Genomic DNA, 24,682 nt, shown 5'->3' with positions numbered 1-24,682 from the left:
GGTTATATTGGCGAAATGGGTGAAAACGAATCCATTTTGATCAGAACGTGAAAATATGTGATGGAACATTTTTTGGAGGGGAAAGCATAAAATGAAAGCAAGTTGGGAAAAAATAGAGAAGAACGTTGGCGTTCTTGACATTGAAGTGGAAGCGGACCAGGTGGCCGCCGCATTGGACAAAGCATTCAAGAAAGTTGTTGCAAAAGTAAACGTTCCGGGCTTCCGCAAAGGGAAAGTGCCGCGTTCTATTTTTGAAGCGAAATTTGGCGTGGAAAGCCTGTATCAAGAAGCTCTTGATATCGTTGTTCCTGAAGCTTATGTTGAAGCGGTTCAAGAAACAGGTATTACTCCTGTAGACCGTCCTGAAGTGGACGTTGAACAGTTCGCAAAAGGCCAAGTTTTGAAATTCAAAGCAAAAGTTGTTGTTAAGCCTGAAGTTGAATTGGGCGAGTACAAAGGTCTTGAGCTGGAAGCTAAATCTTCCGACGTAACAGCTGAAGAAGTGACAGCTGAACTGGAAAGACTGCAACAGCGTCATGCTGAGCTCGTTCCTGTTGAAGAAGGCGCTGCGCAAAACGGCGACGTCGTTTCGATCGACTTCGAAGGTTTTGTAGACGGTGTTGCTTTTGAAGGTGGCCAAGCTGAGAAGTACTCTCTTGAGCTGGGCTCCGGCAGCTTTATTCCTGGATTCGAGGAGCAGGTCGTTGGCCTGAACAAAGGCGAAGAGAAAGACGTCACCGTTACTTTCCCTGAAAACTACCACTCCGAAGATTTGAAAGGCAAAGAAGCTGTATTCAAAGTGAAGCTTCACGACATCAAACGCAAAAACTTGCCTGCTCTTGACGATGAGTTCGCCAAAGACGTCAGCGAATTCGAAACATTGGAAGAGTACAAGCAAGATCTCGAAAGCAACTTGAAAAAACGTAAGGAATCCGAGCTTCAACGCAACAAAGAAGCTGAAGTTGTTGACAAAGCAGCTGCAGCCGCAAAAGTAGACATTCCTGAAATCATGATCGAGAACGAAACGGCTCAAATGGTTAAAGAATTCGAGAACCGTTTGCGTACACAAGGCATGAACCTGGAAATGTACTACCAGTTCACTGGCCAAAACGATGATGCTCTGAAAGAACAAATGCGCGGAGACGCTGAAAAGCGCGTTCTGAACAATTTGGTTCTGGAAGCCATCGCGAAAGCTGAGAACATTGCAGCTACAGAAGAAGAAATCAATGCTGAGCTGGAGAATATGTCCAAAATGTACCAGCGTCCTGCAGATGAGCTTCGTGCGATTCTGGCGGCTAACGGTAACCTGGGCGATCTGGCACATGACATTATCGTTAAGAAAACTGTTGATTTCCTGGTTGAAAACAGCAAATAAGGTTAACATAAGAAGCAAAGGCACGTGTATGTATGCGTGCCTTTCTCTGTAACTAGGGATCAGCCCTAATGTCCATTAAAGGGGACAGCAGGGGGCCTCTCTGGATCATGAATAAGAATACATAGGCAATTAGAGTTTGGCTACAGCGGGGACTCGCGTTTGTCTTGAACGCATAAAACCCCATACGGGGTTTTATGTCGTCACGGGCACGCTTAAAGGCAATCATAGTGGCGAGGCAGACGTTTTAAGTGCTACCCGGCCAATTGCAAGCGTGTTGTGCCGATCCCTTTGTTTGCAGAGGGCAGGCACACCGGCCGAGATCCTAACATAACGTAACATCGAAGTACATATGCATCACCACGGACGAAATTTTGGAGGTTCAGGGGCGAAGGCTGCTGGGCCGCAATGGCGAAGAGGATTTGGGGGGATTAGCTAAATTCCCTTAAGGGGCCTTTGGGTCATTCCCTCTATTCGCTAAAAGTTTTTAAATCTGCTACAATGGAAATTGTAACGAATTTTGGAGCAAAGGGGTTGGAACAATGGGTCTGATACCTATGGTTGTTGAGCAAGAAGGACGCGGAGAGCGCTCGTATGATATTTACTCCCGTCTATTGAAAGACCGTATTATCTTTATCGGGACGGCCATTGATGATGATGTTGCCAACCTCGTCATTGCGCAGCTGCTGTTTTTGTCCGCGCAGGATGCTGAAAAGGACATTCATCTGTATATCAATTCCCCTGGCGGTTCAGTAACGGCCGGTATGGGTATTTATGATACAATGCAGTTCATTAAGCCCGATGTCTCCACGATATGTGTAGGTATGGCTGCCAGCATGGGTTCCCTGCTGTTAACAGCAGGTGCCAAAGGCAAACGCTTTGCTTTGCCGAACAGCGAAGTGATGATCCATCAGCCGCTAGGCGGAGTCAGAGGTCAAGCTTCAGATATTAAAATTCATGCGGACTGGATTCTTAAAACGAAACAGAAGCTGAATCAAATATACGTGGAGCGCACAGGTCAGCCGCTTGAGAAGATCGAGCGCGATACCGACCGTGACAACTTCATGAGCGCAGAAGAGGCCAAGGCATATGGGCTTATTGATGCGGTTATCACTCGTAACGAACTGAATGGATAAGGAGTGATTCCATGTTTAAATTTAACGATGAAAAAGGTCAGCTGAAATGCTCCTTTTGCGGTAAATCTCAAGAGCAGGTCCGTAAGCTTGTAGCCGGACCCGGTGTCTATATATGCGACGAGTGTATCGAGCTTTGCACCGAGATCGTCGAGGAAGAATTGGGGCACGAGGAAGAGCTGGATCTGAAAGACGTGCCGAAACCAAAAGAAATTCGCAATATTCTGGACCAATATGTTATCGGTCAAGAGTTCGCGAAGAAATCGTTGTCCGTAGCCGTGTATAATCATTACAAACGGATCAACTCCCAGCAAAGCAAGCTGGAGGATGTTGAGCTTCAGAAAAGTAATATCGTTCTGCTTGGACCGACAGGTAGCGGTAAGACGCTGCTGGCTCAAACATTAGCCAAAATTTTGAATGTACCCTTCGCCATCGCAGATGCGACGTCTCTTACAGAGGCGGGTTATGTAGGCGAGGACGTAGAAAACATTTTGTTGAAGCTGATCCAGGCTGCGGATTATGATGTGGAGAAAGCGGAACGCGGTATTATTTATATCGACGAAATCGATAAAGTAGCACGCAAATCCGAGAACCCATCGATTACCCGCGATGTATCCGGTGAAGGGGTTCAGCAAGCCTTGCTGAAAATCCTCGAAGGTACGGTTGCATCCGTTCCGCCGCAAGGGGGACGCAAGCATCCTCACCAGGAATTCATCCAGATTGATACGACGAACATTTTGTTCATTTGCGGCGGTGCATTTGATGGTTTGGAACAAATTATTAAGCGCCGTATCGGCAAAAAGGTCATCGGTTTTGGTACCGATGGACTCAAAGCAGATTTGAAGCCGGGTGAATACTTATCGATGGTATTGCCTGAGGATCTGTTGAAATTCGGTCTTATTCCGGAGTTCGTAGGCCGCTTGCCGGTAATTTCCACCCTGGAGCCGCTTGATGAGGCTGCCTTGGTACGGATCTTGACTGAGCCGAAAAACGCGCTTGTCAAGCAGTACCAAAAAATGCTGGAAATGGATAATGTGACGCTGGAATTCAATGCGGAAGCGCTGGAGGAAATTGCGCGCGAAGCGATCAAGCGTAATACGGGTGCACGTGGACTTAGAGCGATTATCGAGAGCATTATGCTCGAGGTGATGTACGAAGCTCCTTCCCGCACGGAAGTTTCGAGCTGCGTCGTAACGAAGGAAGCGGTTCAGGCGAAAATTGCTCCCGAAATAACAACATCCGATGAGAAAACCGTTAAGAAGAAAGAAGAGAGCGCGTAAGAGCGTCTTTCTCACTCATAGCATATTCATAGTAAACTAACCATAACAACCTCCAATCCTAGTACACCTCGGTGTATTTCAGGAGCGGAGGATGTTTGGTATGTTGGGGGAGACTAAATTATGTTTCACAGATCGCAGACGATCCCTGTCAGAGTAGGGGATTTGACAATCGGCGGCAGCAACGAAGTCATTATGCAGAGTATGTGCACCACCAAAACCGCCGATGTGAAAGCGACCGTTGCCGAAATCCATCGTTTAGAAGAAGCTGGCTGCCAGTTGGTCCGCGTTACCGTTAACAACAAGGAAGCGGCTGAAGCCATCAAGGAAATCAAGAAACAAATTCATATCCCGCTCGTATCCGATATCCATTTTGATCATCGTCTCGCCCTGATGGCTATCGAGAACGGGATTGACAAGGTGCGTATTAACCCGGGCAATATCGGACGTCGGGAAAAGGTTGAGGCGGTAGTTAAAGCGTGCAAGGAACGCGGAATTCCGATTCGTATCGGGGTCAATGCGGGATCGCTTGAAAACCATCTGCTTGAAAAATACGGCTATCCTACCCCTGAAGCCATGGTAGAGAGTGCTTTATACCATATTAACATTTTGGAAGAGCTGGATTTCCACGATATTATCGTGTCCCTGAAAGCGTCGGACGTACCTATGGCTATTGCCGCTTATTCGAAGGCCGCGGAAGCCTTCCGCTATCCGCTGCATTTGGGCATTACCGAAGCAGGAACCTTGTTCACCGGCTCGGTAAAGAGCGCAGCAGGCATCGGGGCGTTGCTTAACATGGGGATTGGGAATACGCTTCGCATTTCGCTTAGCGCCGATCCGGTTGAGGAGATTAAGGTAGCCCGTGAGCTGTTGAAAACATTCGGGTTAATTACGAACGCCGCCACCTTGGTATCTTGCCCGACTTGCGGCCGGTTGGATATCGATCTGTTCTCGATTGCCAACGAGGTGGAAGAGTACATTGCCAAAATCAAAGTGCCGATTAAAGTCTCGGTATTAGGTTGTGCGGTTAACGGTCCTGGCGAGGCAAGAGAAGCGGACATCGGTATCGCTGGAGCGAGAGGCGAAGGGATGCTGTTCCGGTATGGGGAAATGATCCGGAAGGTACCCGAGGCGGAGCTTCTCGCGGAGCTGAAAAAGGAAATTGATGTGATCGTGGCCCACTTTGAACAGACTGGCGAAATACCGGGAAGAGCAAAGCATTCGACGATGCATGCCTAAAACATAGCAGTGCCTTCATCTTTTTAACTAAGATGGGGGCGCTGTTTTTTTTGTTGCTCTGTATAGTTTGGAAGCCTTTGACAAATAACATAATGGAAGGAATGGAGTCACGTGCGCAGCGCTTTTTTCTTCGCAATTTAGCGTGAAAGGATGAAAAAATATGCACAACCTGCTGCATCAGGTATGGAAGCTGGCTTTAAGTGTTTCGCTTATGGTTGCTTTGCTGAATGTGAATACAGCAAACGCTGAAGGAGAACCGGCCAGCAAGAGAATTGCTATCGTGATAGACGATATGGGCAACGACATGACGGGGACGAAGGAAATGATGGAGCTGCCGATTCCTTTTACCGCCGCTGTGATGCCCTTTCTGCCGACGACCAAACGGGATGCGGAGTGGGCTCACCGCCTTGGACATGATGTCCTGATTCATATGCCGATGGAGCCGGTAAGAGGGAAGAAAAGCTGGCTGGGGCCGGGTGCAATCACAACGGATTTGCCGGATGAGGAAATTCGCAAGCGGGTATTGGCCGCTATTGAGGATGTTCCTTTTGCCATTGGGATGAACAATCACATGGGCTCCAAGGTGACCGCGGACCCGCGGGTGATGCGTATTGTATTGGAAGTATGCAAGGAAAAGAACCTCATTTATCTCGACAGCAAAACATCACATAAAAGCGTCGTGAAGAAGCTTGCTGAAGAAATTGGGGTTCGCACAGGTGAAAATAATATTTTTATGGATGATATTTACAGCCGCGATCATATTGTCAAGCAAGCCTTAAAGGTTCAAAAGTATATGGATCAGCATGAAGCCACGGTGGTTATCGGGCATGTAGGTCCTCCCGGAAAACACACCGCAGCGGTTTTAAAGCAATCCATCCCTACTTTGCAGAAGATGGGCGGACAATTCGTGACCATTTCCAAGCTGGTTCCTTAGGGGCCGGCTTTTCGTTTAGAAAAGCAATGACTCCTTGTGCAATCGAGGCCGCCAGCTGTTTTTGCTTTTGAGGCTGCGTCATCTGCTCTCTGTCGGAAGGGTTTGAAATAAAACCCATCTCAACAATCACCGCCGGAACCTGAACATGCTTCAGCAAGTAAAAGGTTTTACCGTATACCGGCGCCTCCGTGGTTTTATACAGCTCGTTTAGTGAGCTTTGCAAGGAGCCGGCAAGCCTTTTGCTGGCCTCCGATTTTTGATGAAGTACAACGGGCCCTCTTTTACCGCTTCGGGCAGCCCAGTTAACGTGCAAGCTGATTACGGCTTTTGGCCGTACCTCATTGGCCAGGTGGCTGCGTTGGGACAAATCCTTTAAATGGCGGGAACGTGTCCGAAACCAACGGTTTTCCCCGCTTAACGCATAGTCCTCTACCCGATTCATCAGCACATGATAGCCTTTTTCGCTCAGCAGGCTGTAGGTCAGCTTGGCCATCTCCAAATTAATATTTTTTTCATACAATTCACCGTACAGCGTTCCGCTATCGATGCCCCCATGACCTACGTCTATTAATACGTCGACATCGGTCAAAATCGGGTTTCTGTTTACCGGCGGAGGTACAGTGGATGCTGTTACATGCAAAGTCCGATTCAGAAGGAAAGGGATAGAAATTGTGGCAACGATGATTAGGCACATAAAGATAAGTTTACGCATAGGCACACTCCTATCCGGCTCGAAATACATATTTCTACTCTTTATATCGTTCTCCGCAGATTGGTTCTCATGCATGGCAGAAAACTTTCTCAAAAAGCGATTAACGGAACCAGATGAGGGGAATACTACCAAGTAATTGGGTTGAACAAGGTATATTATAGTCAAGCGTTAAAAAGCTGAGGAGGTTGTGCTGCAATGAATATTAGTGTGATTTTGATGATCATCCAACTATTTTTTGCTGTTGTGATCGGGTTATATTTTTGGAATTTATTAAGAAACCAACAAACGAACCGCACGGCGGTCGATAAAGAATCGAAAAAAGAACTGGAGAAGCTGAGAAAGCTGCGGTCCATTTCTTTAAATAAACCTTTGGCAGAAAAAACACGTCCTACCAGTATGACTGATATCGTCGGGCAAAAGGAAGGGCTGCGCGCCCTGAAGGCCGCCCTGTGCGGCGCCAATCCGCAGCATGTAATCATTTACGGGCCTCCCGGTGTCGGTAAAACCGCAGCTGCTAGAGTGGTGCTGGAGGAGGCGAAGAAAAATCCGGATTCCCCCTTTCGTAACGATGCCAAATTTACTGAGGTGGATGCGACTACAGCCCGTTTCGATGAACGCGGTATCGCGGATCCGCTGATCGGCTCTGTGCATGACCCGATCTACCAAGGGGCCGGGGCTATGGGGGTAGCCGGTATTCCCCAGCCCAAAGCGGGTGCGGTGACGAAGGCGCATGGGGGCATGCTATTTATTGATGAAATAGGGGAATTGCATCCTCATCAAATGAATAAATTATTAAAGGTACTGGAAGATCGCAAGGTGTACTTGGAGAGTGCTTACTACAATTCGGAGGATACGAACATCCCTGGCTACATCCATGATATATTTCAAAATGGCTTGCCGGCCGATTTTCGTCTCGTGGGGGCCACAACAAGAAATCCGCAGGAGCTTCCCCCGGCCATTCGCTCGCGCTGCATGGAAATTTATTTCAGGCCTCTTCTTCCGAATGAGATCGGTAAGATTGCAGAGAATGCGCTGAAGAAAATTGGGTTCCCTGATAATCCGGCTGCGATGGAAGTCGTTAAGAAGCACGCTACGAACGGGAGGGAAGCCGTTAATATCGTTCAGCTTGCAGCGGGCATGGCCTTGACGGATGGACGTAAAGAGCTGTCGGTTTCGGACGTGGAGTGGGTTGTGAACAGCTCCCAAATTCCGCCTAGACCGGAGAGGAAAATCGGCTCCAAGCCGGAGATCGGATTTGTGAACGGATTGGCGGTATATGGGCCTAACCTGGGGACGCTTCTTGAAATTGAAGTGACCGCCATCCCTGTCATCCAGCAGGGGACGGGCAAATTTACGATTACCGGTGTTGTGGACGAAGAGGAAATGGGTGGCGGCTCCAGAACGATCCGGCGCAAAAGCATGGCTCGCGGCTCTGTGGAAAACGTTCTGACCGTTCTTCGCAGATTGGGCATGAATCCTTACAATTATGATCTTCATATTAATTTCCCGGGCGGAACGCCTATTGACGGACCTTCCGCAGGCGTTTCGATGGCAACGGCGGTGGCTTCGGCAATCAATCAAATCCCCGTAGATAACCATTTGGCGATGACGGGAGAAGTTGGAATCCACGGCAAGGTGAAGCCGGTTGGAGGCGTTGTTGCCAAAGTCGAGGCGGCGTTCCAGGCTGGCGCTACCAAAGTACTTATTCCTCGGGAGAACTGGCAAGAAATTTTTAGCGGACTGAATGGGCTGGAAGTGATCCCTGTCGACTCGGTGGAAGAAGTGTTGTTCCACGCCTTAAACCTCAATACATCTATGACCACGGAAACGTCCGGTGCACAACCGGATCTGCATCCTTCCGCTTCTGTAACTGTTTTGCACGCTGATGGGCTAGAGTAACATATTGGCCCTCAGCGTTTCTTTTTTTATTCCTGTGTCCAATGGACTATTGACCATTTTTGGCTGCCGATTGGTGTTTTGATTTTAATTTTGATAAAATGATTCCTACAGCTATTGGTTTCGTTTGAGCACTTGCTTAATAGGTCATGATAAGGGAAGTATACTTGTTAATGAATGCTGACGAAGTCAACTTTGCTTAAGCAAAGTCTTGGGAGGTGCTTTTGGATGGGACCGAGTAAAAATAAGGTGAGGCGCTTGCCCTTGCTTCCTTTGCGCGGGCTGCTTGTATACCCAAGCATGGTGCTTCATTTGGATGTGGGCAGAGAAAAGTCGGTAAAGGCGCTGGAGAAGTCGATGGTGGATGACAGCATGATCCTCCTTTGCTCCCAGTCGGAAGTAAATATTGAAGAGCCGACGACCGATGATATATATCGAATCGGGACGATCGCTAAAGTCAGACAAATGCTGAAGCTGCCTAACGGTACGATTCGGGTACTGGTTGAAGGCGTCATAAGAGCCGAAATCATTGAATTTATTTCGAATGACGAGTATTACGAAGTTCAAGTCAAGGAGCTGCCGGAGCAGGAATCCACGGATTCCGAGATCGACGCGTTGATGCGGACCGTACTGAATCAATTCGAGAATTATATTAACCTTTCCAAAAAAGTGACGCCCGAAACGTTGGCCGCGGTGTCCGATATCGACGAGCCCGGACGTCTTGCGGATGTAATTTGCAGTCATCTCTCGCTTAAAATCAAAGATAAGCAGGAAATACTGGAAACGGTCGATGTAAAAGAACGGCTGGAAAAGCTTCTTGCCATTCTGAATAACGAGCGCGAAGTGCTGGAGCTGGAACGTAAAATCAGCCAACGCGTGAAGAAACAGATGGAGAAGACCCAGAAGGAATATTACCTACGGGAACAAATGAAGGCGATCCAGAAGGAGCTCGGAGACAAGGAAGGCCGCGCCGGAGAGGTAGAGGAGCTGCGTTCGCAGCTGGCTGAAACGGATGTGCCGGAGAAGGTCAAGGAGAAGATCGAGAAAGAAATTGACCGTCTGGAGAAAATGCCTGCAACCTCTGCGGAGGGCGGCGTCATCCGCAACTATATCGATTGGCTGCTGGGGCTGCCATGGTCCCATTTGACCGAGGATGATCTGGATATCAACCGTGCCGAGGAAATATTGAATGAGGACCATTACGGCCTGGAGAAGCCTAAAGAGCGCGTGCTCGAATACTTAGCCGTGCAAAAGCTCGTCAAAAAGCTCAAGGGGCCGATCCTGTGCCTTGTAGGGCCTCCAGGGGTCGGTAAGACGTCTATCGCACGTTCCATTGCCCGTTCATTGGGCCGTGAATTCATTCGTATCTCGCTTGGCGGCGTAAGGGACGAGGCGGAAATTCGCGGGCATCGCCGCACCTATGTAGGAGCGATGCCGGGACGCATTATTCAAGGCATGAAAAATGCCGGTACAGCGAACCCGGTGTTTTTGCTGGATGAAATCGATAAAATGGCAATGGATTTCCGTGGGGACCCGGCGTCTGCTCTGCTTGAAGTGCTGGACCCTGAGCAAAACAGTACTTTTAGCGACCATTATATCGAAGTGCCGTTCGATTTATCGAACGTCATGTTCGTTACGACAGCCAATGCGGTGCATAATATTCCGCGGCCGCTGCTCGACCGGATGGAAGTGCTATATATCCCGGGCTATACCGAGATCGAGAAGCTCCATATCGGACGCAATTATTTGCTGCCTAAGCAGGAAAAGGATCATGGCCTGCAGGAAGGCCAACTGGTTGTGGATGAACAGGCACTCATGCGTATCGTCAGGGAGTATACCCGTGAAGCCGGGGTGCGGAACCTTGAGCAGCAAATCTCATCGGTTTGCCGCAAAGCGGCAAAGCAGCTGGTGTCTGGACAGGCGGATACCGTACAGGTGCGTTATGACAATGTGAAGGAGTACCTTGGACCTCCGAAGTTCCGCTTTGGTGTAGCGGAGGAATTTGACCAGATCGGTGCCGTTACTGGTTTGGCGTGGACGGAAGTGGGCGGAGATACACTTGTCATCGAGGTTACGGTTATGCCAGGCAATGGCAAGCTCACATTGACAGGGAAGCTGGGCGATGTGATGAAGGAGTCGGCACAGGCAGCGTTCAGCTATACACGCTCCCGCGTAGAACAGCTGAGAATCCCTCCCGACTTCCACGAGAAGGTGGATATTCACATCCACATTCCTGAGGGAGCCATTCCGAAGGATGGGCCATCCGCAGGTATTACAATGGCAACGGCGCTGATCTCGGCGCTTACGAATATTCCCGTTTCCAAGGAAGTGGCCATGACCGGGGAGATTACGCTCCGCGGCCGGGTGCTTCCGATCGGCGGGCTCAAAGAAAAGAGCCTTGCAGCCCATCGTGCAGGGATTCGAAGAATCATTATCCCAAGGGACAATGTGAAGGATATTGAAGAAATTCCGGAAAGCGTACGTAACGATCTTACCTTCATCCCTGTCGCGCATATGGATGAGGTATTGGAACATGCGTTAGTAAAACCCGTAGGGGTATAAGAAAAGAGTGAAGGTACCATGAAGGTCAATCAGGCTGAATTCATTATCAGCGCTGTTGGTCCGAGTCAGTATCCTCCCGACGCCTTGCCGGAGATTGCTTTGGCAGGGCGTTCGAATGTCGGGAAGTCCTCACTGATCAATCGGATGATCCAGCGCAAAAACCTGGCGAGAACGAGCTCTCAGCCAGGGAAAACACAGCAGTTGAACTATTATAAAATCAACTCGGACTTATTCTTTGTCGATTTGCCCGGGTACGGGTATGCTCGAGTATCAAAGTCTAAACGTGAGATCTGGGGCAAATTTATTGAGGAGTATTTACTGCACCGCGAGTATTTGAAGCTGGTGCTGCTCGTGATCGATCTTCGCCATCCGCCCTCCAAGGACGATCAGGCGATGTACAGCTGGTTGAAGCATCATGGCGTTCCCGTCTGCGTTGTCACAACGAAAGCGGACAAAATCACGAAGGGACATTGGCAGAAGCACGTCAAGATCGTAAAGGAAACATTGCAATTCGATAAATCCGATCATTTCGTGCTGTTCTCATCGGAGCTTGGGCTTGGCAAGGACGAGCTGTGGAGCATAATCGAGCAAACGATAGGCTATGGTCTGCCGCCTGAACAAGAGCCGGAGAGCCCCTTGCCGGAGTTGTCTTAATTTGCACGCGTCAGCTCGTATGGAAAAGGTTTGAATAGAAGCTGTTCATGAGGGCTTGTCCCTTTGAACGGCTTTTTGCTGTATCCCAAATGGCGGACAAGGGAATCATGAAAGAGAGAAAAGAATCTGTGAACTTAATGAGGGAATTGAAGGGATTTATATGAAATCCTGGTTTCTTCCGAGGAAAAAGCAGATTTTTCAGAAATTCAACGGAATTCCATGGTTGGTTTGCAGGATTATTAAATATTTATGTAGTATAATGTATATAGAACAAGAGAATAGCAGTAAGGCTTCAGCGTTCGAAAACAAAGAATCGAGGGATTTTTATGGCAATGAGGTTAGCGACCGAATACGTCAAAACCTGCCTACAGTTAACGGAAGCCGAGATGGCCATGTTTATTCAGATGTTTGTCGATCATCAAGCTTCTTTACAGGTAAAGGTGCTTGAAAACGGAAATCAAGAGGTGGTACTGCTCGACGATGCGGGCAAAGAAATTGTTCTCTCTTTCGAACGTAAGTTTAACACGTATGTTTGTCAGGGCTCCTGCCGCATTACGAACAAAAACTTGGTTAACCTGATGCGCAAAGCGGTTGCCGCTTTTAAAGGAAGTGCAACGGTTCACCGTATCTATGAAACCTATGTGATGATTTATGAATATGAACAAGGTTCAGTTGTCAAAATCGTGGAATGCAAGGGTGACACGGAAAGATTAATTTATGAATATAAGGACACCTTGGGCTTATTGGAGCAATTGTTCCGTAAAACGGAGGTAGAGCACGAAATCGAGATGATTAAAGCTCAGATCAACACTATGCTTGATTTGAGAAACGACATGGAAGACGTTGCAGTTCGCGGACAAATTGACGAGCGGCTGACTCAGCTGACACATCGTTTGTTCGTACTTGAAGCTTAATATAAACTCCGCAAGGATGATAAGACTCTCCCGGACTTCGCCAAGAAGCCGGGGGAGTTTTTTGTGTGGAATGGACTGGGTAAACCGACACAAGGGACAAGTATATGACATATGTTAGTCAATGTGTGATAAGAATCCAACTTTTAGGCATTTGGTAAAAAAAAGTGTTGCATTTCTACCCAATTGATGTTATTTTTATTTTCGTTGAAAACAAAATAGGAACCAGGATTCACTCAGGACATTGAATGTTGCGAGAGATTATTCCCTCGGGAAGTGAATGACGTAGGTCCTAGCGGATGAAATTTTCAAACATTTTATTCCTAGGAAGGGGGACCGAAAGATGGAATATTCAACTTTCGGAAGACACGTTGCTGTAGATACTTGGGGAGTGGACTTTGATCTTCTCAACAATGCAGAATGGTTACAAGCGCAAATGGTAGAGGCTGCTGAGGCATGCGGAGCAAGTGTAATGTCCGTTCAATCCAAACAGTTTGAACCACAAGGTGCAACAGTGCTAGTATTATTGTCGGAAAGTCATCTCTCCATTCATACTTATCCTGAGAAGGGTTTTGCCGCATTGGATTGTTATACCTGTGGCGAAACGGTAGATCCTCAATTGGCGATTGATTATATGATCTCCGTACTGAAGCCAGAGACGACGCATGCGAAGAAACTGGTTCGCGGTATGGGTGAAATGACAGTCGAAACACCGGTTATGAAGCAAGTACAATTAACAAAATAATAGTCCTCGAGTTGTTCGAGAAATGGTAACCACGGAGCGATCCGTGGTTATTTGTTATGTTCTTTCCCCATACAATGAAGGAGTAAGGCAAGCTTGTGGCTTGTGCACTGGGCAGGCAGGATCCGGTTTACGAGTCGGTGAAGCCTGGCTCATGCGAATGGGGGGAGGTTGTATCGCTGTGAGAATGAAGCGGAGGCTTTTGTTGTATGGGATTCTTGTATTCCTCGTCATTTGGCCTGTATATCAAATCTATGAGATGGCTGCGGGCCATGCCGAGAAGGAAGATGCGGGGAAGCTGCTGTACCAGGTTTCGCTATTTCAGATGGAGCTGCTGGGCAGCTTCATGCAGGATGCAGACAAGAAGGATACGGGTGCTTTGAATGACCTTCGACAAGCGCTCTACACGGCAAATTTCACACACGAGCACTTGGTGCTCGCCTATGGTGAAGATCAATTGACACCCCTCAGCGGGCTATCGCATTTAATGCAGTATGTGATCCGGCTGCAGATCGGGGGCAATCGGCCCATGCGCTCTGAGGAATCGCAAGCCATGCTCGAGGCGCGCAAGCTGTTTGCCGAAATGTATGATGCATATAGCAAGCTGCTAAGCTCGCACAATGAAATCGTAGCTTCTCAAAACGAACGATTAATCAAGGCGGATAAAGCCATGCAAGAGCTTCTGCGTAAAAAGCTGCTGCAATAGCATAGCCTTTACTTTAAACGAACGATAAAACGAACGGCGAGGCTCGTATAAACTGGGTGAAAATAGCTGAAAATAAGAAAAATGGGCAGGGCGATAAACGCGGTTTTTCACACTTTATACAAAAAAATTGTCGGAGATTTTCAGAAAACTATGCTATAATGGGTTGAAGATTTAGAGAGGGAGGCAGGTGACACACATGCATATCGTTGTAGCGGGCTTAAACTATAGAACAGCTCCGGTATCCATCCGCGAAAAATTCACATTTACCGAGGGAGACCTTCCGCTGGCGCATCAAGAGCTCAAGCAGATGAACGGTATAATGGAATGTGTCATTGTGGGCACCTGTAACCGTACGGAATTGTATGTCGTTGTTGACCGGGAGCATTTATGCGGACATTACTTGCGCGGGTTTATTGAGAAATGGTTTGGCGTGCCCCGTGAGCAGTTTTCTAAACATTTGTACATTTATGAAAACGAGAAGGCCATACATCATTTGTTCCAAGTAGCTAGCGGGCTGGATTCCATGGTTATAGGAGAAACGCAAATACTGGGTCAGGTTCGTGATGCGTTTCTGTTATCACAGCAAACGAAAACGACCGGTGTGATCTTTAATACATTGTTCAAGCAGGCCATCACCTTGGCCAAACGTGCCCATACGGAAACCGGTATCGGCGAGAATCCGGTATCTGTCAGCTATGCAGCCGTCGAGCTGGGCAAACGCATTTTTGGAAGCTATGATCACAAGAAGGTCCTGATTGTCGGGGCCGGCAAAATGAGCGAGCTCACAGTAAAACACTTGTACGCCAACGGTGCCGACAAGGTCATCGTGGTCAACCGCACCTTAAGCCGCGCCCAGGAGCTTGCAGGCAAGTTTCAAGGTGTAGCCAGCTCTATGGACAAGCTGCTCGATCATCTGGCTGAGGCGGATATCGTTATTAGCTCAACAGGCGCGGCTGATCTCGTCTTGAACCGGGAGCAAGTAGCCCACGTGCTTCAGAAGAGAAGATCCCGTCCTTTGTTTATGATTGATATCGCGGTTCCGCGCGACCTGGATCCGGCTATCGGCGAGCTGCCGAATGTATTCTTGTACGATATTGATAATCTGCAGTCGATTGTCAATAATCATTTGCAGGAACGCCGCAAAGCCGCTGTTGTCATTGAAGAGATGATTGAGGCTGAGATGGACGTGTTCGCCCAGTGGACGAAGACGCTTGGCGTAAGCCCGCTTATTCAGGCGCTGCAGGCCAAGGCCAACACGGTTCATGAGGAAACGATGGATAGCCTGATGAAGAAGCTGCCAGATCTGGATGAGCGTGAGCTGAAGGTCATTCGTAAGTTAACGAAGAGCATCGTCAATCAAATGCTGCGTGATCCGGTTGTTCGGATTAAAGAAATGGCTGCAGAACGCCATGGAGACGAAGCGCTGGAGTACTTCACGAAAATTTTTGCGTTGGAAGATCAGTTAGCTGAGCAGGAACGTAAGGAACAAGCTGCCCGGCAGCATGAAGCAGACACCGCTCGCGATCGTTGGAAAGAAGAAGAGCTTCTTTCGAATGCCGCGGTTCCCTCTGCGGAAGCCTTGGCCAAAATGTAGTTGGGAGAGTTGCCATGGTGACGAAAAGCTGGTTGTATGATGCCATTATTTATATTTATGCCCTGAGCCTCTTGTTTTACTTCTCGGACTTTGTCGGTCCGAACCGAAGTGCGAAACGGATGGGGACAGGGTTGCTTTCTTTTGTATGGGTTATGCAAACGGTCTATTTGGTTTTTAACCTGGCCTCGCATGATCGGGCGACGGCTTTTTCGATGTTCGAGACGCTGTTCATGCTCTCATGGCTGCTCGTAACGGTTTCGCTTGTAGTGAACCGTTTTTTTCGTATCGAGCTGTTCGTGTTTGTTGTGAATGTACTCGGTTTCAGTATGCTGGCCCTGAACTTTTTTAGCAATCCTAAGGTTTCGCCTATGCTGGCTTCATGGAATATTGATGATGAGGTGCTGTTTATCCATATCAGCTTATCCATTGCAAGCTACTGCGCTTTTGTCGTTGCCGCCGTATTCTCGGGCATGTATCTTATATTGCACAGACAGCTGAAGGAGAAAAAGTTTTCCAAGCTCATGCAGCGGCTTCCAAGCCTGGACAAGACGGATCACTATTCCTTCGTCGCTGTTGTGATTGGGGCGCCCCTGCTGCTGCTGGGTATGTCGCTAGGTGTCGTCTGGATTGCGCTGCAAGGCAATATGTCGTTATTTTTTGACCCTAAGGTTATTAATTCCTGGTTCGTTCTGTTGGCCTACATATTTTACCTTGTTCAGCGATTGGTTCTGAAGACGCCCGGGTATAAGCTTGCGCTTTGGAATTTGGCGGCGTTTTTCATTATGGGACTTAACTTTGTGTTTGCGAACTTTTATTCCACGTTCCATCAGTGGTCTTAAGTGGAGCGGGGAGGGGGGAGCACGATGGATAACCCGACAAACCCTACGGAATTACATTCCTTGAATTCGATCGACGGGAGCCAGCAACGCTATTATCCGCTGCTTGTCGATCTTTGGGGCAAGCCCTGTGTGATCGTAGGAGGCGGCACCGTCGCCGAGCGCAAAGCGCAGGGGCTGCTGGAAGCCGGAGGGCGGATTACCGTCATTAGTCCTGTCTGTTCCCCGCAGCTGCAGCAATGGGGCCTGGACAGGAGGCTGACGCTTAAGCATGAGTCGTATCGGGCAGGAATGCCCGAGCTGGAAGAAGCGCTGCTTATTTTTGCCGCAACGGATCAGCCGCAAGTGAATGAAGCGGTACGTTTGGAAGCGCAGGCTTTGGGCAAGCTGGTCAATAGCACCGATCATGCCGAGCAAAGCGGTTTTATCGTTCCGGCGGTGGTTCGCAGAGGCAAGCTGCTGCTGACCGTCTCCACCAGCGGAGCAAGCCCGGCCGTGGCCCGCAAGGTTCGTCAGGAGCTTGAGCAAGTGTTCGGTACGGAATATGAGCTTTATCTGGATTTGCTGCACGAGCTGCGTGCCGAGGTTCAGATGAAGGTAGGCGAGACGAAGGAACGCCAGGATATCTTTCGCCACATGCTGGGTTGGCGGCTGCTGGACTGGATTCGTTCGGGCAGCTTCGATGATGAGGCTAGAGGAATGCTGGTGGAGCGGGTGTCAGCCCGTCCTTCTGTTACGGAAATGGATGCTATCGGAGATTGGATCAACCGGCAGCTGGAGAACAGAAACGAATAATTCATCGGCAGCCTTTGCAGCTGTAGAGATCTATACATAACCAAACATAAGGGGTTGAGCGCATGCGCAAAATCGTGGTAGGAACCAGACAAAGCGCGCTGGCGTTAACGCAGACCGGTCAAGTCGTCGACCAGCTTCGCGAGCTGTGCCGCAGACTTGAAATCGAATGCGAGTTCGAATTGAGAAAAATTGTGACCAAGGGAGATCGTATCCTGGATGTCACTTTGTCTAAAGTTGGTGGCAAGGGGCTGTTCGTTAAAGAAATTGAGCAGGCCCTAATGGATGGCGAAATCGATATGGCCGTTCATAGTATGAAGGACATGCCCTGGGAGCTGCCGGAAGGCCTTGTAATCGGTGCAGTTCCGTTCCGTGAGGATCCCCGCGACTGTCTGATCACCCGCGAAGCGAAAAGTCTTGAGGATTTGCCACACGGCGCCAAAGTCGGCACGAGCAGCCTTCGCCGTTCGTCCCAGCTGCAGCATCTCCGTCCCGACTTGCATATCGAGTCGATTCGGGGAAATATCGATTCGAGGCTGAAGAAGCTTGATACGGAAGGCTTCGATGCGATATTGCTTGCTGCCGCCGGACTTCACCGGATCGGCTGGCAGGATCGGATCAGCGCTTATTTATCACCGGAGCAAAGCCTTCCTGCCGTCGGGCAGGGAGCTCTATGTATTCAGTGCCGCGGGAATGATGAATTCACGCTTGACCTGCTCAAGCATTACAATGACGAGAAGACTGCCATTGCAGTGGCGGCGGAACGAAGCTTCCTCGGCAAGCTGAACGGCGGCTGTCAGGTGCCTATCGGTGCTTATGCGACTCTTCAGGAGGAAGACGGAAATTCGGTCATTGCTATGACCGGAATGGTCGGATCACCGGATGGAAAGCAAATGTTGAAAGAAACGATGACCGGAACCGATCCGGAATTGCTTGGTAAAGAGCTGGCGGAGGCGTTGATCGCCCGTGGTGCCGCTGACATTTTGGCTGTAGTGAGGGGTTGAGTCCAGTGACGAAAGGTGTCGTCTATCTTGTAGGAGCAGGTCCGGGGGACCCGAAGCTCATTACTGTTCGGGGTTTGGAGGCAATACAGCGTGCGGATGTCGTCGTATATGACCGCTTGGCAAGTCCAAGATTGCTGAAGCATATGAAGCCGGGGGCAGACAAAATTTTCGTCGGAAAGCTACCGGACAAGCATATGCTGAAGCAAGGGGAAATTAATCAGCTGCTGGTAGATCTGGCTTTGCAAGGGAAAACTGTAACCCGTTTGAAGGGCGGTGACCCAAGCGTATTCGGCCGTGTCGGAGAGGAAGCAGAGCTGCTTGCGGAGAATGACATCACCTTTGAGATCGTTCCTGGCATCACGTCAGCTATTGCTGTACCTGCCTATGCAGGAATCCCGGTAACCCACCGTGACTTTACTTCTTCCTTCTCCATCGTGACAGGGCACGAATATCAAAATAAGACTTACAGCAGCGTAAATTGGGAAAACCTTTCTCAGGCTTCGGGCACGCTCATTTTTCTAATGGGCGTTGCGAACCTTGAATTTATATGCAGCAAGCTGATCGACGGCGGGAAAGCATTAACAACGCCGGTTGCGTTGATTCGCTGGGGAACCTGGATGGAGCAGGCGACATTGACGGGAACTTTGACCGATATCGTGGAAAAAGTAAAAGCGGCCAATTTCCAGTCCCCTGCAGTTATCATTGTCGGAGAAGTGGTGAAGCTTCGGGACAAGCTCGCTTGGTTCGAGAAGAAGCCGCTGTTCGGTCGCCGTATTCTCGTCACGCGTGCGCGCAGTCAAGCAAGCGAGCTGGTAAGCCAGATCGAGGATTTGGGGGGCGAAGCGGTAGAGTTTCCGGTTATTCGCACCCAGCCTCCGAGCAAGCCGCAAGCCCGTCAGGAGCTATCTGAAGCAATAGGCCGGCTGGCTGAGTTTGATTGGGTTCTATTTACCAGCGTCAACGGGGTAGACCATTTCTTTGACCAGCTTCGTCACCAAGGCGTCGATATACGGAAGCTGTTCAACGCGAGAATTGCAGCAGTAGGACCTAAAACGGCTGCGGCGCTGGAAAGCCGGGGATTGCTGGTGGATGTGCTGCCATCCAAGTTCCAGGGAGATGAGCTGCTGGCATCCATTGAAGCCGAACTCCGACCGGGACAACGCATTCTTCTTCCGACAGCGGATATTGCCAAAGCATATATCCCGGCCAAGCTCCAAAGTCTGGGGCTTCAGGTCACGGAGGTTGACGTTTACGAGACAGTGCTGGACACAACCGGAGGAGCGGAAGTCATTGAGCTGCTTCAGCAAAAATCGATTCATATCATAACGTTCACAAGCTCATCCACGGTGACGAATTTGATACTGGCACTGCAAGAGCTGGGGGCGGAGCAGCCGCTTGACCTTCTGCAGGGCGTACAAATCGCCTGTATCGGACCGATGACGGCTCAAACGGCGCGTGAGGCCGGTTTGAACGTGGATTATGTAGCGGAAGAAGCGACGGTCGAGTCGCTCGTTCAGAGCCTATATCGATAATAGGACAGCACAGCATACATCATTATTTTTAGGAGGGGTACCCATGGGTTTTCCTATCGTAAGAAATCGGAGATTGCGTGGCTCTAAAGCTCTGCGCAATTTGGTCAGAGAGACCTCCGTTTCCGTTCATGATCTTATTTATCCTATTTATGTCGTCTCGGGCACTCAAGTAAAAGAAGAAATCAAATCCATGCCGGGTGTTTATCGCTTTTCTTTGGATTTGCTGGAAGAAGAATTGAAGGAAGTTGTCGGACTGGGCATCGAAGCGATTATTTTATTCGGTATTCCTGATCACAAGGATGAGCACGGCAGCTCCGCTTACGATCATAACGGCATCGTACAGGAAGCAACACGTCGCGTAAAAGAGCTGTATCCGGAACTATTGGTCGTGGCCGATACTTGCTTATGCCAGTTTACAGATCATGGTCATTGCGGTGTCGTGCATGTGGACGAAAAAACAAAGCGTGCGGATGTGCTGAACGATCCGTCGCTTGAGCTACTGGTGAAAACAGCAGTGTCCCAAGCAGAGGCAGGGGCGGATATTATCGCGCCTTCCAATATGATGGACGGCTTCGTAGCTGCCATCCGCCAAGGCTTGGATGATGCAGGCTATGACCAGGTGCCGATCATGTCGTATTCCGTAAAATATGCCTCGGCATTTTACGGCCCGTTCCGGGATGCGGCGAATTCCGCTCCGCAGTTCGGAGACCGCAAGACATACCAGATGGACCCGGGGAACGCTCGTGAAGCGCTTCGCGAGGCGGAAGGCGACGTTATCGAGGGTGCGGATTTCTTGATGGTAAAGCCTGGGCTGGCATACCTGGACGTGCTGCGTACGTTGAAGGATCAATTCGATTTGCCGCTGGTTGCTTATAATGTGAGCGGCGAATATGCGATGGTGAAGGCGGCCGCAATGCAGGGCTGGATCGATGAACCTGCCATCGTTATGGAGACGATGATCAGCTTCAAACGGGCCGGAGCCGATTTGATTATTACGTATTTTGCCAAGGACGTCGCTCGTCTGCTAAGAAACAACCGTTAAAGGCAGCAGCGGCAGGTTCTCGGACAACCGGTAGAAATAGAGGCGGTTACAGAGAGAATCTCTTGAGGTCTCTCTGACCCAACCCTGCTGGAATCTACGGTTTGAATTTGGCTTCCCGAGCATTGGACGGACGGTAAAGAGCTTTTCCTGTAAGCAGCGAAATCTGTGGAGGGAAAGGTTCTTTTTGTATGTGGAGCGCCTGCGAAGAAGGAGCCTCTTGTCATACTTTTGTCGGAATCTGAAGAGTGAATGAGTTGTTACATGCTGGTAAATAGGGCATAATGTTAGTAGATCATAGGAGTAAACGGAAATGAGGAAAATCGGATGAATTACAACGATCGTTTTATTAAAGCCTGTAAAAAGCAGGAGGTCGATACACTGCCCGTATGGTACATGCGGCAGGCGGGACGTTACGATCCGGATTACCGCAAAATTAAAGAGAAATACAGCCTGCTAGAAATATGCGAGCAGCCGGAGCTGGCCGCGGAAGTTACTTTAATGCCGGTCAAAAAGCTGGGTGTCGACGCGGCTATTTTATATTCGGATATTATGAATCCGGTTGCTTCGATCGGGATCGATTTTGATATCGTAAAGAACATCGGACCTGTGATTCATAATCCTGTCCGTACGGCAGCGGATGTGCAGAAGCTGCGTCCAATTCAGGTGGAGCAGGACTTATCCCATATCTTGAAAACAATTGAAATTTTGGCCGGGGAACTGAAGGTGCCCTTGATTACTTTTGCGGGAGCGCCTTTTACGATTGCGAGCTATTTGATTGAAGGCAAACCGTCCAAGAGCTATATCCGTACCAAAGAAATGATGTACAGCGAGCCCGCCATTTGGTTCCAGCTGATGGATAAGCTCGGTGACATGGTGATTGCTTATTTAAAAGCGCAAATGGCGGCAGGTGCCAAGGCGGTTCAGCTTTTTGACAGCTGGGTGGGCTCTCTTTCTCCGAAAGATTTTCAGACGTATGTGCTCCCAACCATCACCAGAATATTTACGGAGCTGAAACATCTGGAGCAGCCCAAAATTTATTTCCCGGGTGTCAGCTCAGGCGAGCTGCTTCCGACCCTGCGTCAGATTGAAGCGGATGTGATCGGATTGGATTGGCGCGTATCGATTTCTGAAGGGCGCCAAAGGGTCGGCGACAATTTTGCAGTGCAGGGAAATCTTGACCCCTATGTATTGACCGCGCCTATGTCGGTTATTCAAGAGCAGGCAAAGGCTATTATCGATGAGGGGATTCAACAGCCGGGTTACATCTTCAATCTGGGACATGGTCTTTTCCCGGAAGCCTCACTCGATAAATTGCGTGAGCTGACAGCGTTCGTTCATGCCTACTCGACGGAAGCCATTGCCAAAACGAAGCAAGGAAGTGGTGTTTAAATGAGCAAACCGCGTATCGGCGTTCTGGTGATGTCTTACGGGACACCTGAAAGCCTGGATCAAGTTGAAGCCTATTACACACATATTCGCCGCGGCCACCCGCCTACGCCTGAGCAGCTTAAAGATTTGACGGATCGCTACGAGGCGATTGTCGGCGGTTTCTTCCCTTTGCGGGAAAACACGAATAAGCAGGTTCAGGGGCTGGAGCAGCGGTTAAATGCCGACCACCCTGAATTTGATTTCGTATGCTATCAAGGCTTGAAGCATGCGGATCCGTTTATCGAGGACGGTGTGGAGCAGATGGTGAAGGATGGGATCGAGCAGGCCGTAGGTGTCGTGCTGGCCCCCCATTATTCCATAATGAGCGTTGGAGGCTACATCAAGCGGGCGCAGGAGAAAGCAGCGGAGCTCGGACTTCCGATTCAATTTGTCAAAAGCTATCACCTGCACCCTGAGCTGATCGAAGCGTTGTCCGATCGGGTATCGGAGACGCTGAAGCGGTTCGGGGATACGCCGAAAGACGAGATTCGCGTCGTGTTCACGGCTCACAGTCTTCCCGAGCGGATTCTCGAAATGAAGGATCCGTACCCGGAGCAGCTGCTGGAAACCTCAAGAGCGATCGCAGCGAAGACAGGGGTAACGAACTGGCAGTTCGGCTGGCAAAGCGCCGGTCAAACCGGGGTGCCTTGGCTCGGACCGGACATCCTGGATGTGCTGGAGAAGGTTAGCACGGAAGAACAGGTGAAGCATGTGCTCGTCTGTCCCATCGGATTCGTCTCCGATCATCTGGAAGTATTGTATGACCTCGATATCGAGGCGCAAAAGAAGGCGCAAGGGCTGGAAATTCATCTGGAGCGGACACCTTCCCTTAACACCGATCCTTTGTACATGAAGACTTTAAGCGATGTTGTCTTTGCCATGTGCGGAGCACAATGATTTAAGGCCTGCTGATGGATCATTTGCCGGCGATATAAAATTTGTAATGGCGGCTCCTTTGTGGGCCGCATTCATTCGTTTAGCAAAGAGAGGGGTAGGAAGATGAGCTTGAAAAAAAGAGAAGATGCACGTTCGGGCAAGGCGTTCGCAGAAGCGAAGGAGATTATTCCAGGCGGAGTGAACAGCCCGGTTCGCGCGTTCAAGTCGGTTGGCTTAACGCCATTGTTTATGGAACGGGGAGCCGGCTCGAGAGTATATGATATTGATGGAAACGAATTTATCGATTACATAGGGTCTTGGGGTCCGCTCATTATGGGGCATTCGCATCCGGAGGTTGTAGAAGCCATCAAGCGGACAGCGGAGACGGGAACCAGCTATGGGGCGCCGACAGAGCTTGAAACATTGATGGCAAAGCTGGTCATTGAGCGTGTGCCATCGATCGAGATGGTACGTATGGTCAATTCGGGCACGGAAGCAACGATGAGCGCACTGCGGTTGGCCAGAGGCTATACGAAGCGTTCCAAAATCGTGAAATTCGAGGGCTGTTATCATGGTCATGCCGATTCGCTGCTGATTAAAGCAGGCTCCGGTGTCGCTACGTTGGGATTGCCGGATAGCCCAGGTGTACCCGACAGCGTTGCTATGAACACGATCACCGTTCCTTATAATGACTTGGAATCGATTCAACTGGCCTTTGAAAAGTTCGGTGAAGAAATTGCGGCTGTTATCGTGGAGCCAGTAGCCGGGAATATGGGGGTAGTTCCTCCTCGGCCGGGTTTCTTGCAAGGCCTGCGTGACCTCACGACACAATACGGCAGTTTATTGATCTTTGACGAGGTCATGACCGGCTTCCGCGTCGGAAAACATAGTGCACAGGGGCTTTATGGCATTACGCCGGATTTAACTTGTCTCGGTAAAGTCATCGGTGGCGGACTTCCGGTTGGCGCCTACGGCGGTAAGAAAGAAATTATGGAGCAAATAGCGCCAAGCGGACCGATTTACCAAGCCGGAACGCTGTCGGGAAATCCGCTGGCGATGGCGGCAGGATATACGACCTTGCGTCTGTTGGGTGAACCTGGGGTATATGAGGAGCTGGAACGTAAAGCCGCACGGCTGGAAGAAGGCTTTCTGCGCAACGCCCGTGAGCTGGGAATCGCCAGCACCATTAATCGGGTAGGATCGATGATTTGTCCGTTCTTTACCGATGTCGAGGTGGTTGACTACGAAACCGCCAAAACATCGGATTTGCAGCGCTTCAACCGGTATTTTGCCGCCTTGCTGGATGAGGGGGTCAGTATCGCGCCTTCCCAGTTTGAAGGGATGTTCGTTTCAGCAGCCCATTCCGACGAGGATATCGAGCTGACAATCCAGGCGCATCATGAGGCATTGAAGCAACTGGGATCCTAGGAACATAAAGAA

At 49.7% G+C, this 24,682-nt stretch carries 21 protein-coding genes; 20 read left to right on the top strand and 1 reads right to left on the bottom strand.

Going from position 1 to position 24,682, the window contains the following annotated elements; genetic code table 11:
* Positions 1–91: 91 nt before the first annotated feature.
* The 5 genes from tig to CF651_RS08545 all read left to right on the top strand — a co-directional run bounded on the left by tig (position 92) and on the right by CF651_RS08545 (position 5,955).
* On the top strand, positions 92–1,375 hold the full coding sequence (gene tig, locus CF651_RS08565; protein ID WP_094014436.1) for a trigger factor: 1,284 nt from the start codon (positions 92–94) through the stop codon (positions 1,373–1,375).
* A gap of 539 nt (positions 1,376–1,914) precedes the next feature.
* Entirely contained in the window at positions 1,915–2,508 is a 594-nt protein-coding gene (clpP, locus tag CF651_RS08560) for an ATP-dependent Clp endopeptidase proteolytic subunit ClpP (protein ID WP_094014435.1), read from the top strand.
* Between the two features lie 11 nt (positions 2,509–2,519).
* Complete coding sequence (gene clpX, locus CF651_RS08555; protein WP_094014434.1) at positions 2,520–3,785, top strand: ATP-dependent protease ATP-binding subunit ClpX; 1,266 nt, start codon at positions 2,520–2,522, stop codon at positions 3,783–3,785.
* Positions 3,786–3,905: 120 nt separating this feature from the next.
* On the top strand, positions 3,906–5,021 hold the full coding sequence (ispG, locus tag CF651_RS08550) for a flavodoxin-dependent (E)-4-hydroxy-3-methylbut-2-enyl-diphosphate synthase (protein WP_094014433.1): 1,116 nt from the start codon (positions 3,906–3,908) through the stop codon (positions 5,019–5,021).
* 160 nt (positions 5,022–5,181) lie between these two features.
* Positions 5,182–5,955, top strand: a complete 774-nt coding sequence (locus CF651_RS08545) for a divergent polysaccharide deacetylase family protein (RefSeq protein WP_179232737.1) — start codon at positions 5,182–5,184, stop codon at positions 5,953–5,955.
* Here the strand turns inward: CF651_RS08545 and CF651_RS08540 are convergent.
* On the bottom strand, positions 5,900–6,667 hold the full coding sequence (locus tag CF651_RS08540; protein ID WP_245855784.1) for an N-acetylmuramoyl-L-alanine amidase family protein: 768 nt from the start codon (positions 6,665–6,667) through the stop codon (positions 5,900–5,902). The genes CF651_RS08545 and CF651_RS08540 overlap by 56 nt on opposite strands.
* Positions 6,668–6,862: 195 nt before the next feature.
* Here CF651_RS08540 and lonB point away from each other — a divergent pair, with 195 nt between their 5' ends.
* The 15 genes from lonB (at position 6,863) to hemL (ending at position 24,670) form a co-directional block, all read left to right on the top strand.
* Positions 6,863–8,566, top strand: coding sequence for an ATP-dependent protease LonB (gene lonB / locus CF651_RS08535; protein ID WP_094014432.1), 1,704 nt, complete (start codon positions 6,863–6,865; stop codon positions 8,564–8,566).
* Positions 8,567–8,791: 225 nt separating this feature from the next.
* A complete protein-coding gene (lon, locus tag CF651_RS08530) occupies positions 8,792–11,125 on the top strand; it encodes an endopeptidase La (RefSeq protein WP_094014431.1) in 2,334 nt (777 codons plus the stop codon).
* Between the two features lie 18 nt (positions 11,126–11,143).
* Positions 11,144–11,779 (top strand): ribosome biogenesis GTP-binding protein YihA/YsxC, encoded by a 636-nt coding sequence (gene yihA, locus CF651_RS08525; RefSeq protein ID WP_094014430.1) that lies wholly within the window; start codon positions 11,144–11,146, stop codon positions 11,777–11,779.
* A gap of 326 nt (positions 11,780–12,105) precedes the next feature.
* Entirely contained in the window at positions 12,106–12,693 is a 588-nt protein-coding gene (locus CF651_RS08520) for a non-ribosomal peptide synthetase module (RefSeq protein ID WP_179232736.1), read from the top strand.
* Between the two features lie 340 nt (positions 12,694–13,033).
* Positions 13,034–13,435 carry an adenosylmethionine decarboxylase gene (gene speD / locus CF651_RS08515; RefSeq protein WP_094014429.1) on the top strand — a complete coding sequence of 134 codons (402 nt, stop codon included), beginning with the start codon at positions 13,034–13,036 and terminating at the stop codon, positions 13,433–13,435.
* Positions 13,436–13,619: 184 nt separating this feature from the next.
* On the top strand, positions 13,620–14,138 hold the full coding sequence (locus CF651_RS08510) for an S-adenosylmethionine decarboxylase (RefSeq protein ID WP_094014483.1): 519 nt from the start codon (positions 13,620–13,622) through the stop codon (positions 14,136–14,138).
* Between the two features lie 196 nt (positions 14,139–14,334).
* A complete protein-coding gene (hemA, locus tag CF651_RS08505) occupies positions 14,335–15,732 on the top strand; it encodes a glutamyl-tRNA reductase (protein ID WP_094014428.1) in 1,398 nt (465 codons plus the stop codon).
* A gap of 14 nt (positions 15,733–15,746) precedes the next feature.
* Positions 15,747–16,571: a cytochrome C assembly family protein gene (locus CF651_RS08500; RefSeq protein ID WP_094014427.1), complete on the top strand. Its 825-nt coding sequence runs from the start codon at positions 15,747–15,749 to the stop codon at positions 16,569–16,571.
* Positions 16,572–16,595: 24 nt separating this feature from the next.
* Positions 16,596–17,363, top strand: coding sequence for a precorrin-2 dehydrogenase/sirohydrochlorin ferrochelatase family protein (locus tag CF651_RS08495; RefSeq protein WP_094014426.1), 768 nt, complete (start codon positions 16,596–16,598; stop codon positions 17,361–17,363).
* A 62-nt stretch (positions 17,364–17,425) separates the two neighbouring features.
* On the top strand, positions 17,426–18,364 hold the full coding sequence (hemC, locus tag CF651_RS08490; RefSeq protein WP_094014425.1) for a hydroxymethylbilane synthase: 939 nt from the start codon (positions 17,426–17,428) through the stop codon (positions 18,362–18,364).
* 5 nt (positions 18,365–18,369) lie between these two features.
* Complete coding sequence (gene cobA, locus CF651_RS08485) at positions 18,370–19,896, top strand: uroporphyrinogen-III C-methyltransferase (protein ID WP_094014424.1); 1,527 nt, start codon at positions 18,370–18,372, stop codon at positions 19,894–19,896.
* A gap of 43 nt (positions 19,897–19,939) precedes the next feature.
* On the top strand, positions 19,940–20,938 hold the full coding sequence (gene hemB, locus CF651_RS08480) for a porphobilinogen synthase (protein WP_094014423.1): 999 nt from the start codon (positions 19,940–19,942) through the stop codon (positions 20,936–20,938).
* Positions 20,939–21,262: 324 nt separating this feature from the next.
* A complete protein-coding gene (gene hemE / locus CF651_RS08475) occupies positions 21,263–22,327 on the top strand; it encodes a uroporphyrinogen decarboxylase (RefSeq protein ID WP_094014422.1) in 1,065 nt (354 codons plus the stop codon).
* Positions 22,328–23,263: a ferrochelatase gene (hemH, locus tag CF651_RS08470; protein ID WP_094014421.1), complete on the top strand. Its 936-nt coding sequence runs from the start codon at positions 22,328–22,330 to the stop codon at positions 23,261–23,263.
* Positions 23,264–23,365: 102 nt separating this feature from the next.
* Positions 23,366–24,670, top strand: a complete 1,305-nt coding sequence (hemL, locus tag CF651_RS08465) for a glutamate-1-semialdehyde 2,1-aminomutase (protein ID WP_094014420.1) — start codon at positions 23,366–23,368, stop codon at positions 24,668–24,670.
* The last annotated feature ends 12 nt before the right edge of the window (positions 24,671–24,682 follow it).

It is taken from the genome of Paenibacillus rigui (assembly GCF_002234615.1).
In the GTDB taxonomy this organism is placed as follows: domain Bacteria; phylum Bacillota; class Bacilli; order Paenibacillales; family NBRC-103111; genus Paenibacillus_S; species Paenibacillus_S rigui.
Note: the sequence above shows the minus strand (reverse complement) of the source record. Positions and strands in the feature narration are given on the sequence as shown.